This is a genomic window from Streptomyces tailanensis (assembly GCF_008386495.1).
Taxonomy (GTDB): domain Bacteria; phylum Actinomycetota; class Actinomycetes; order Streptomycetales; family Streptomycetaceae; genus Streptomyces; species Streptomyces tailanensis.
On record NZ_VTHJ01000125.1, the window covers coordinates 1 to 9,721 of the forward strand.

8 protein-coding genes are annotated in these 9,721 nt (G+C 66.0%); 6 read left to right on the forward strand and 2 right to left on the reverse strand.

What is annotated here, in order from left to right; translation table 11 throughout:
* Positions 1 to 173 precede the first annotated feature (173 nt).
* Positions 174 to 362, reverse strand: coding sequence for a hypothetical protein (locus tag F3T56_RS44630; protein WP_149831181.1), 189 nt, complete (start codon positions 360 to 362; stop codon positions 174 to 176).
* A gap of 472 nt (positions 363 to 834) precedes the next feature.
* On the reverse strand, positions 835 to 2,136 hold the full coding sequence (locus F3T56_RS44635; protein WP_246204781.1) for an MDR family MFS transporter: 1,302 nt from the start codon (positions 2,134 to 2,136) through the stop codon (positions 835 to 837).
* A 336-nt stretch (positions 2,137 to 2,472) separates the two neighbouring features.
* On the opposite strand from F3T56_RS44635, the gene F3T56_RS44640 reads away from it, so the two are divergent.
* From F3T56_RS44640 to F3T56_RS44665, 6 genes are all read left to right on the forward strand, one after another.
* Positions 2,473 to 3,282 (forward strand): phytanoyl-CoA dioxygenase family protein, encoded by an 810-nt coding sequence (locus tag F3T56_RS44640; protein ID WP_149831182.1) that lies wholly within the window; start codon positions 2,473 to 2,475, stop codon positions 3,280 to 3,282.
* A 208-nt stretch (positions 3,283 to 3,490) separates the two neighbouring features.
* The gene (locus F3T56_RS44645; RefSeq protein ID WP_149831183.1) at positions 3,491 to 4,723 is read left to right on the forward strand and encodes an ATP-grasp domain-containing protein; all 1,233 of its coding nucleotides are present in this window, start codon (positions 3,491 to 3,493) and stop codon (positions 4,721 to 4,723) included.
* 56 nt (positions 4,724 to 4,779) lie between these two features.
* The gene (locus F3T56_RS44650; RefSeq protein ID WP_149831184.1) at positions 4,780 to 5,799 is read left to right on the forward strand and encodes an ATP-grasp domain-containing protein; all 1,020 of its coding nucleotides are present in this window, start codon (positions 4,780 to 4,782) and stop codon (positions 5,797 to 5,799) included.
* Positions 5,796 to 7,160 (forward strand): hypothetical protein, encoded by a 1,365-nt coding sequence (locus F3T56_RS44655; protein WP_149831185.1) that lies wholly within the window; start codon positions 5,796 to 5,798, stop codon positions 7,158 to 7,160. Before F3T56_RS44650 ends, F3T56_RS44655 begins: the two co-directional genes overlap by 4 nt.
* 286 nt (positions 7,161 to 7,446) lie before the next feature.
* Positions 7,447 to 8,517, forward strand: coding sequence for a PLP-dependent cysteine synthase family protein (locus F3T56_RS44660; protein WP_149831186.1), 1,071 nt, complete (start codon positions 7,447 to 7,449; stop codon positions 8,515 to 8,517).
* 127 nt (positions 8,518 to 8,644) lie between these two features.
* The gene (locus F3T56_RS44665; protein WP_149831187.1) at positions 8,645 to 9,592 is read left to right on the forward strand and encodes a hypothetical protein; all 948 of its coding nucleotides are present in this window, start codon (positions 8,645 to 8,647) and stop codon (positions 9,590 to 9,592) included.
* Positions 9,593 to 9,721: the final 129 nt, after the last annotated feature.

Sequence of the window (9,721 nt, forward strand, 5' to 3'; positions counted from 1 at the left end):
ACGGACACACTGCGTCACCACACGCCGAGCCCGCGGACACCTCCGCACCGCTCAACTTTGAAGACCCACCAAAGCCTGGTGGTCCGTTTCCTTCCTTGCGACGGGGCATGGCAAGAAGGCGGCCCGGGGCAGTGAAGAACCACGGGCCGCGCTGTCAGCGGAGCTCCGCCGTGTCAGGCCAACTCGCGGATCACGGGCATGAGCCATGCGCCGTAGGCCGACGGGTTGTCGCGCCGGGCCTCGCTCACCAGGACGTGGCCGGGCGCAACCCGCCACCCGGTGTCCCCGGCGACCGGCAGGCGGGTGACAACCAGGCGGAACGGACGCGCCTTCCGGCCGATCTCCGCCTCCACCCTGCCCACCAGGTCCCCCTCAGGGGCGCATGACTCGTCACCGGCCGAAATGCCGCTTCGCTGTTGGTACCGCCGGGCGTTCCACGCCACCGCATCTTCGAAACACGCGCGGATGAGCGCGGCAAGCCGGGGACTGCCCTCAAGTGCCGGAAAAAGCGGGGGGTACAGCCCCGGGCCGGTCTCGTCCTGCTGCAAAAGTTCCCGGCGCCACCACCGATCCCACTCGGCCGAGGTCTCCGGCCCGGCCAAGTGGGCGAGGTCGGAGCGGATGCCCACGGCAGGCGTCAAGGGAGGTATGTCGCAATCCGTCCGTGACCGCAGGCCCGCGACGTCCCGGGCGTACAAGCCGATGATTAGACCGTGACGTTCCTCCACCCGTATCTGCCAACTGGACGTCGCGAAACGGTTCATGAGCGTCTCCTCGAAGGTCGGTGACACATGCATGCGGCGCATCGGACGATTACCCGCCCTGCTTCATGGTTCATCCCTCACCCTTGAGTTCGGGCTCCCGTTCCTGCTGTCTGGTCGGTGCGGCAGGGGCGATCACCTGGCCCAGCGGCTTGGCCAGGGCCCCGTACCCCACAGCGGCGATCACGCCGACGACGGCGCACCCCGCCCACAGGGTGTCGGATCCAAAACGGTCGATGACGATCCCGCCCAGCAGAGGCCCCGCGAAGGTGGCCCCGGCCCAGGACAGTGTGTAGATGCCCTGGTAGCGGCCTCGGATGTGGGCCGGGGACAGCCCCGCAGCCAGGGCCATGCTGGTCGGGTTGTGCATGATCTCGCCGATGGTCCAGATGCAGACCGTCATGATGTAGAGGGGCACGGAGTTGACCAGGGCGGTGAGCCCGAAGCCGAAGCCGACGAGCAGGGAGGCGATGACGAGGACGGTGACGGGCTTGGTGTCCTTCAGCAGTCTGGTGACAGGGATCTGGGCGAGGACGACCACCAGTCCGTTCATACTGATCACGAAGCCGTAGTCGGCGCTGGAGAAGCCTTCCTTGCCCATGCTGACCGGCAGCGAGGTGGTGTACTGCATGAGCACCATGGCGACCAGGAAGGCCAGGAAGACCACAACCATGAACCGCCCGTCCCGCAGCACCGCACCCAGCCCCGGCGCGGGGCTACCGGGTTCGTCGTCCGTCGTCCGCTCGACAGCCGCGTCGTGGTCTGCGGAAGGGGTCTGGTCTGCGGAAGGGTGATCCTGCGGTTTGGTCTCGGGCACCTTCAGGAAGATGACGATGGCGCACAGCAGGACGGATGCCGAGTTACCGAGGAACAACAGCAGGTATCCGTGCTCGGCGATCAGCCCGGCCGCAGCTGAGGCCACACCGAAGCCGATGTTGACCGCCCAGTAGTTGAGGGAGAAGGCTCGGACCCGGTCCTTGTCCGGCACCAGGTCGGCGATGATGGCCTGGATGCACGGGCGTGCGGCGTTGGCCGTGACGCCCAGAACGGTGACGACCACCGCGATCAGCGCAGGTTGCCGGCTGAACCCGAGGATCGCCATGGCGGCGGCCGTGGCCAGCTGGGACACCAGAAGCGTGGGGCGCCGCCCCAGGCGGTCGGCCAGGACCCCCGCCACGACGGCCGCGACTGCGCCTCCTATCCCGTACAGGGCGGCCACCAGCCCGGCGAAGCTCGCGGAGAGGCCCTGGTCCACCGTCAGATACAGCGCAAGGAACGTCGTGACGAAGCCGCCGAGCCGGTTGATCAGGGTGCTCGCCCACAGCCACCAGAACTGACTCGGCAGGCCGCCCAAGGTGTCTTTGATGGCGCGCACAGGCGCTGGGCGTGACAGGCGTAACACCAGACCCCCCGGATCGAGAGAGATAAGGACGTGAAAGACGCGGAAGAGGCGCACCGAGCCGCAACGAGTAAGCGGCGCACTGCCCCGACACATATTACTCACCCCTGCGGCGGGTACAGCCATACGGAACGGGTCGCCCGCATTGATATGGCTGAAAGCGAACATACTCCCGCCGGTTTGTGCCCGATATGTCAAAAATGCTTGGCAACCTTGCGGGCGAAAAATATTCACTAGGAAACTTCTTAGGGTGATGCTAGAGTCGCCTCTCGGTGCCACTCCGACATACCTTTCTTGTCGAAAGGAATAGAAATGCAGGCCCGAGATGATTTATTACAGTCGGCAAAGGCGGAGTACGACGAGAGCGGTTGGTTCAGACTTCCCACGCGATTCGAGGAAGTCGGCATAAAGAAGCTCCGCGAGAGCGTCGAGAGCATCAGCCGGCAGAAGCGTCCTGAAGTCGTCCACGAGACAGACGGAAAAACCGTCCGCGCCATCCACGGATGTCACCTGTTCGACGAGACCTGCGCCAGGCTCGTCCGGCTGCCGATGCTCGTCGGTCTGGCCGAGGCGCTCATCGGCGAACCGGTGTACGTCTACCAGTTCAAGGTCAATCTGAAGCAGCCGCACGAGGGGGCGGCCTGGCCCTGGCACCAGGACTTCGCCTTCTGGAAGAACGAAGACGGCATGACCGCGCCCAGTGCGGTCAACATCGCCCTGTTCCTGGACGACACCCATGAGGACAACGGTCCCCTCCAGGTGATCCCGGGCAGCCACCGACTGGGCCTCGTCGAGTCGGACTCCGACGAGCAGCGCGAACGCAGCGGTGACTGGCGCAACCACGTGGCGTCCGACCTCGAGTACACCGTTCCGCAGGCCGAGGTCGACGCACTGACGCGGAAGACGCCGAAGCGGTTGGCGGTCGGGCCCGCGGGCACGATCTACGCCTTCCACCCGAGCATCGTCCATTCCTCGTCCGACAACCGATCGGCGGACCGCCGGGCCCTGTTGCTGATCACGTACAACGCCGTGAGCAACGCGCCCGCTTCCTCTCCCAGGCCGGAATTCCTCGTGAGCCGGGACACCTCTCCGGTGACGCCCGTGGAGGATGACGTTCTCTGAACGTCCTCGGAACGCTCTGAAGGGATTCAGAGCGTCGCCCGAAGTCGCACATTCTCAGGGCAGACCGTTCGCTGCCGTACAGCACACCGTTCCGCGGCTTCGTCGTGTCCGGCGCGCGGCTGCCCGGATTTCGCGTGCCGGCCTCACGGCCATACCGGTGCTGCATCCGCGAATCTCTCATTCCCACAGCTGACAGAAAACGAGTGGCGTGGCGATCATATTTCTTGAGGCGAACAACACGGGCACCACTTCGGATGCGATGCGACTCGCCATCGAGTACGGATACGACCTGGTGTTCGTCACCATGCAGCAGGAGTTCTACCAAACACTTCCGGACAACCCCATGGAGCTCTGCGGCACGGTCATCACCGTCTGCGACAGCTTTAACGTCAGTGAGGTCCTCAGCGCCATCCGGCATATCGACGTCGAAGCGGTCATCTCGTTCGACGACTACCACCTCGTGACGGCCGCGCTGTGTGCCATGGTGCTCGGCTTGCCGCACGCAGACGTCCCCGGACTGGTGGCGGCACGGTACAAGGACATGACCCGGGAGCTGACGCGCGACCCAGGCAACACCCCATGGTTCCAGACGGTGCCCGAGGACGAGATCGGCAAGACCGACCTGGAGTCTCTGACGTACCCGCTGGTCGTGAAGCCGGTCGACGAGAGCGGCAGTGTCTCCGTCCGCCTCTGCCACACCCCGGCCGATGTCAGAGCGGTGACCGACCTGTACCGCGCACACGTGGTCAACGTGCGCGGATACCGCCCGCGAAGGACCGTGCTCCTGGAGCAGTTCATCGAGGGCGACGAGTACAGCTGCGAGCTCTACTGGGACGCGGAACAGGGCTGGTGCGTCGCCGGCATCACGCAGAAGTTCCTCGGCGGCCCCCCTCACTTCGTCGAACGCGGCCACGTCTTCCCGGCCCCGCCGCCTGCTCCGCTCGCGCGGCAGATCGGTGCGCAGGCGCTGCGATGGGTGGAGGCCATCGGGCTGCGCGGCGGGGCAGCCCATATCGAACTCCGTGTCCACGCCGGCGACGTCCACCTCATCGAGATCAACCCCCGGCTTCCGGGTGGCCATATCACCCAGCTGGTGAAGTGGTGTACGGGCATCGACATGGTCGCCCGCTACCTCGACTGCCATCTGCGCGACAAGATCGCAGCGCCGGAGCCCGAGCCGCAGTTCGCCGCGGCCGCCAGCCGGTTCGTGATGCCCGACGAGGTGTCCGACGACCTGACCCCCCATGGGCTCAGAACCCTCCTGACACGATTGGCCACACACCAGCGCGGCCAGGTCCGGCCGGACGCCTGGTCAGCCGGCCAGGACGCCCGGAGCAACTACGACCGCATCGGCTACGTCCTGCTGGCAGGACCGGACCAGGCCGTCCGCGAGGACCTCGATGCGCTGGCGCGCGATCTCGGGAAGACAGCGCGGCGATGACCCTCGCACCGAACAGCGACCGGTAGAACTCACCACGTATCCGGAGGATTTCTTCCATGGGTTACAAGGTTCTTGTGCTGATCTCCCGCATGCAGGAGTACCGGCTCGACAACCATTCCCTGATCCCGAACGGACTGCTCCGATGCGGGCAGGAAGTGCATGTGGCCGACATCGAGACGCTCGGAATCAGCGCGGGCACCGTGATGTGCGACATGTTCCGACTGGATCGCGAGTACAACCAGGGAGTCCCCTTCCCGGACATGAAGCTCACCAGGCGCAGCGCCGAGAACTTCGAACTCGTGTGGTTGCTGACCAGCCCGCACCCGAACCTGTTCCTCGACACCTACCAGCTGCTCTGGGTACTCAACCAGCGGGTGCCGTTCGTGAACGACGCAAGCGCGGTGCTGTTCCTCAACAGCAAGAACTGCCTCCCGGCCGCTATCGACCCGGAACATCTGCCCACCTCTTACGTGTCGAACAGCTTCGACGAGCTGAACAGTGTCGTCACGGAGTCCGTCGACAGGTCGTGGATCCTCAAGCCGGGCAACGAGGGCTGTGGTGCCGACATCTACTTCGTCAACGCCCGGGAGAAGAACTTCAGGGCCTTGCTGCAGTCGGCGACCGGAAACGAGGTGTCCCGCTATGAGAACTATGGGCGCCAGTCCGTGGGCCTCTCCAGCAAGTACGTCACGATGCAGGAGTACATTCCCACGGTCCCGGACAACGAAAAGCGGGTCCTGCTCGCCGGAGGCGTCCCTGTGTGCGGCTTCCGCCGGTACCACAACGACGACGACCATCGCGCCAACGCGACGCTGGGCAACAAGTTCTCGGAACTGGTCCTGACACCCGACGAGGATGCGTTCTGCCGCGATCTGGGGAAGTCGCTGATGAGTCAGGGAATCTACTTCGCCGGGGTGGACCTGGCGTATCCCTACGTCCTGGAGCTCAACCTGGAGAATCCGGGCGCGATCAACTGGACCATCCGGTCCACGGGAGTGGACAAGACCCCGGAGGTCGTGGAGCACCTGTTGACCGCCCTGGAGCGGGACGGCCGGCTGAAGGGCCGCTCGATATGACGACGGCTCGGCACGGATCCGGCCTGCTCACCGCCGAACCGGCGGACGGCTGGCAGGACTACGAGAAGGCCGTCGGACCGGACGCCGCCCGACAGGACGCCGAGGCTTTCCAGGCCGGTGTTCACCGCGCGGGATGGACGCACATCTTCCCGCCCCCACTGTTCTCCCCCTCCTTCGCGGACGAACTCGCGAACGCGGCCCGGTCGGTGATGGACCTGCTGTACTCGATTCCACACCGGGTCTTCGGCGGCGACGTGGCGGCCTGGATGTCCTTTCAGGGCATTCCCGAGGAAGACGCCGCGCTGTTGCTCCGCACGTACTCGGAGCGCGCTGTGGTGACGGCACACCAGTTCGCCCGGCCCGACTTCCTCCTCACCGAGGAAGGGCTCGGGATCGTCGAGGTGAACGTCTCGGCGCCGATGGGCGGAATGATGACGCATGACCCGTACGTGCGGCAGTTCAGGACATCCGGTTACCACCGGTTCCTGCGCAGGCTCGGCTACGAGACCACCGCCCCCGATATGACCGCGATATGGGGGAAGGCGTTTCGGAGCCTCGTCCGGCAGGCCCCGGTGGAGCGACGTCCGGTGGTTTTCGAGGCGATCGCCGACGAGAACGACATGAATACCGGCCGCAGGGCCTTCGAGGAACTGGCCGGCTCGTTCGGATTCGACTGCGTCAGCGGTATGGTGCAGGACCTGGACATCCGGGATGACGGCGTCTTCCACCAAGGACGGCACATCGATGTCGTCTTCACCATGTACACCTGGCTGGAGACCCGACGGTTCGTGCCGCCCGAGACGACCATCGCGCTCTCGGACGCGGACGCCGCCGGGCTCGTGGATTTCGTGGGGCCGCCGACCGCCGCCCTGTACAACAGCAAGTCCAACCTTGAGATCCTCACCTCCCCCGCCTTCTCCGGGTATTTCACCGCGGCCGAGCGTGAATTCGTCGACGTCTACCTCCCGAGAACCTTCCGGCTGACGGACGAGACCCTGGCGGAGGCGCTCTCCGGGCAGAGCGAACTGGTTCTCAAGCCCGCCTCCGAGTACGGCGGCCGGGGCATCGTCTTCGGGCCGTCCGTCTCACGCGGCGAATGGACGCAGGCGGTGACCGCGGCCGCGTCCGGCGCCGGCCATGTGTGCCAGCAGTTACTGGCTCGGCCGTGGCGCTGTCCGGGAGTCGACGCCACCGGTCGTCGCAGGGACTATCACGTCTGCCTTGGTCCCTTGGTGTTCGGCGGCGAGTACGCCGGCACCCTCGTCCGCTGGGCCGATACGGAGAGTGGCAATCGTGTCATCAACGTCAAGCAGGGCGCGGAGGCGGGAGGGCTGCTGACCGCGTCCCCGGCGAGGCGGTGAACGGCGGGCGTCGAGGTGGCTCCGGCACGGCGGCGCTGCGGGAAGAACTCCGCCCCGGAGAGCCGGGTGGCCACTCCGCCGCTCGGCTGGCCTGCCGCAGACACGGCTCGGGGAGGTCCGCGGCCCCTTCCCGACCGTCCTGGCCACGCGGTGGACAGCAGCACGCAGTCCCGGCCGCGGTGACGCGCAATCGAGGCCGCCTGCTGCACGGTCGGGGTGTGATCCGATCGTTCTTTCCCGAGTTTCCGGCCTCAGCCTCTGTCCCGATCTTCCACAAGGAGTCACGGTGATCTACGAGAACGTACTGGAGACGCTCGGCGACACACCTGTCGTGCGGCTGCGCAGACTGCTGCCCCGCCCGGAGGACCGCATTTTCGTCAAACTCGAAGGAAGCAACCCGTCGAACAGCATCAAGGACCGTGCCGCTCTCCACATGGTGGAGCAGGCGGAGAACAGAGGCAGACTGGTGCCGGGCTCCACGATCGTCGAGTCGACGTCGGGTAATCTCGGCAAGGCGCTCGCCCTCATCGGCGCGGTCAAGGCTTACCGCATCATCCTGGTCGTCGATCCGAAGACACCGCGGTCGGTGCTGTCCTATGCGACCAGTCTCGGCGCGGAACTGGACATGGTCACCCAGCCGGACCCTCAGGGCGGATACCAGCCGGCCAGGCTCCGCCGGGTGCGCGAACTCGCCGGATCGATCCCGGGCGCCATCACCCTGAATCAGTACGAGAACCCCGACAACCCGCAGGCGCACGCCACCCACACCGCGCCGGAGATCGCCAAGGACTTCGACGAGCTGGGAGCGCTGATCGCCACCGTGAGCACCGGCGGTCATCTCAGCGGCCTCGGCATGGCGCTCAAGGAACATTTTCCGGAACTGCACGTCCGCGCGGTCGACGCGGTCGGATCTGCGGCCTTCGGGCACCCGTTCTCCCCGTACAAGATGCGCGGTATTGGTCTCAGCTGGACTCCCGGCAACCTCCGCTCGGAGTGCGTGGACTCGCTTCACCGGGTCGCCGACACCGAGGCGTTGTCGCTGTGCCGCGTGCTCGCCGCCGAAGAGGGGATCCTGCTCGGTGAGTCTGGCGGGGCGGCCGTCTTCGCTGCTCTCACCTACGCCACCGCCCACCCAGGGAAGCCGGTCCTCGCCATCGCCCCCGACTCGGGTGCCAACTACCTGTATGAGTCCTACGACGACGAATGGCTGCGCGAGCAAGGCACCCCGCCCGAGGTGCTGTGGCTGACGCCCGACGACATCCTGCGCCACGCCCGTTATCCCGTGCACCCACCCATGTCCTTACCCAGAGCTGTCGATGACTCCCCGGTCTCCGTGGAAACAGCCACCAAGGCGTGACGGTCGCCCCGGCGGGGCGGCATTTGGCCGACGAAACACGCTCCGTCCGGGCGGTGGTGTGCAAGAATCTTTCACTGGTTGCTCTTCCCTGTGTGTGGGAGCAGGCTGCACGCGGCCGGAGGGGCCGATGCCGGATGATGAAATGGGCCCGGAAGAGGAGCGTGGCGGGTCGGCTTCCTCCCGGTCCTTACCTGGTCAGTCAGTTGCCCACCCGGACGTGCTCGACATACTGCGCACACAGCTGACCGTTGTTCAAGCCCTACTTGCGGAGGCCCGGACCAGGGCAGAGGCCGCGGAAGCAGACCGGGATTGCCTGGCGGACCAGGTTGAGAGCCAGCGGCATCAGCTAGAGCATGCCGCCGCCTACAGTCGGGAGTTGGAGCGGGACCTCATCGGCAGGCAAGACATCGTCACGGCCCTGCTGCGTGAAAACGAGGTCCTGCGCCGTCAGGCGCAACGCTTACTGAACGAGTCGGCCGACGCCGTTCCCGTCTTCGTCGCCGTACCCTCCCCGCAGACGGCTACCCACGCCGAGGACGGCGTGCTGCGTGCTGTCCCGGCTGGCTTACCCATGCCGGATTGGCAGCCTTCCACCGTCGGGGAATGGCGGCCCAAGGCCGAACTACCCTACCCCCAGAGCGGCCGTTACCACGATCCCATTTTTGAACAACAAAGAGACCGCTGTGATGCGCTGGATGCAGCCTGGGCAGAGCTGAAGAGGGATCTTAGGGCGGTCCGTCGCCGTCTGCGGGTTCCATTCCACGTCCGGTCCCCCGGGCGCGTCATGCACTGGCTGCACCAATCCACCAGCGACTCTCGATGGCTGGTGATCGGCGAATCCGTCGAAATAGTGCAGCACTACGACAAGGGATACAGGCACAGCGGAGCCAACCCTGACGTAGCCAGGGTCGGCATCGTCAACCCGCCCGAGTACGAATTGACTATGGGCACCGTGAATGCCTACCGCGACCGTGTGGCCCGACTGCGCACCGACCTGATCAAGCTGACCGACCTACACGCCGAGCGGCTGGGGCTCGCCACATTGGGAGCGTGTCGGCGACGCCCCTGGCAGTGAGCTGTTCCCAGCAACCGTCGGCCACTGTCCGTGACCGCGCGGCGCGCGGTCCGCGGTATCCGGGTCTTCAAAGTTGAGCGGTGCGGAGGTGTCCGCGGGCTCGGCGTGTGGTGACGCAGTGTGTCCGTA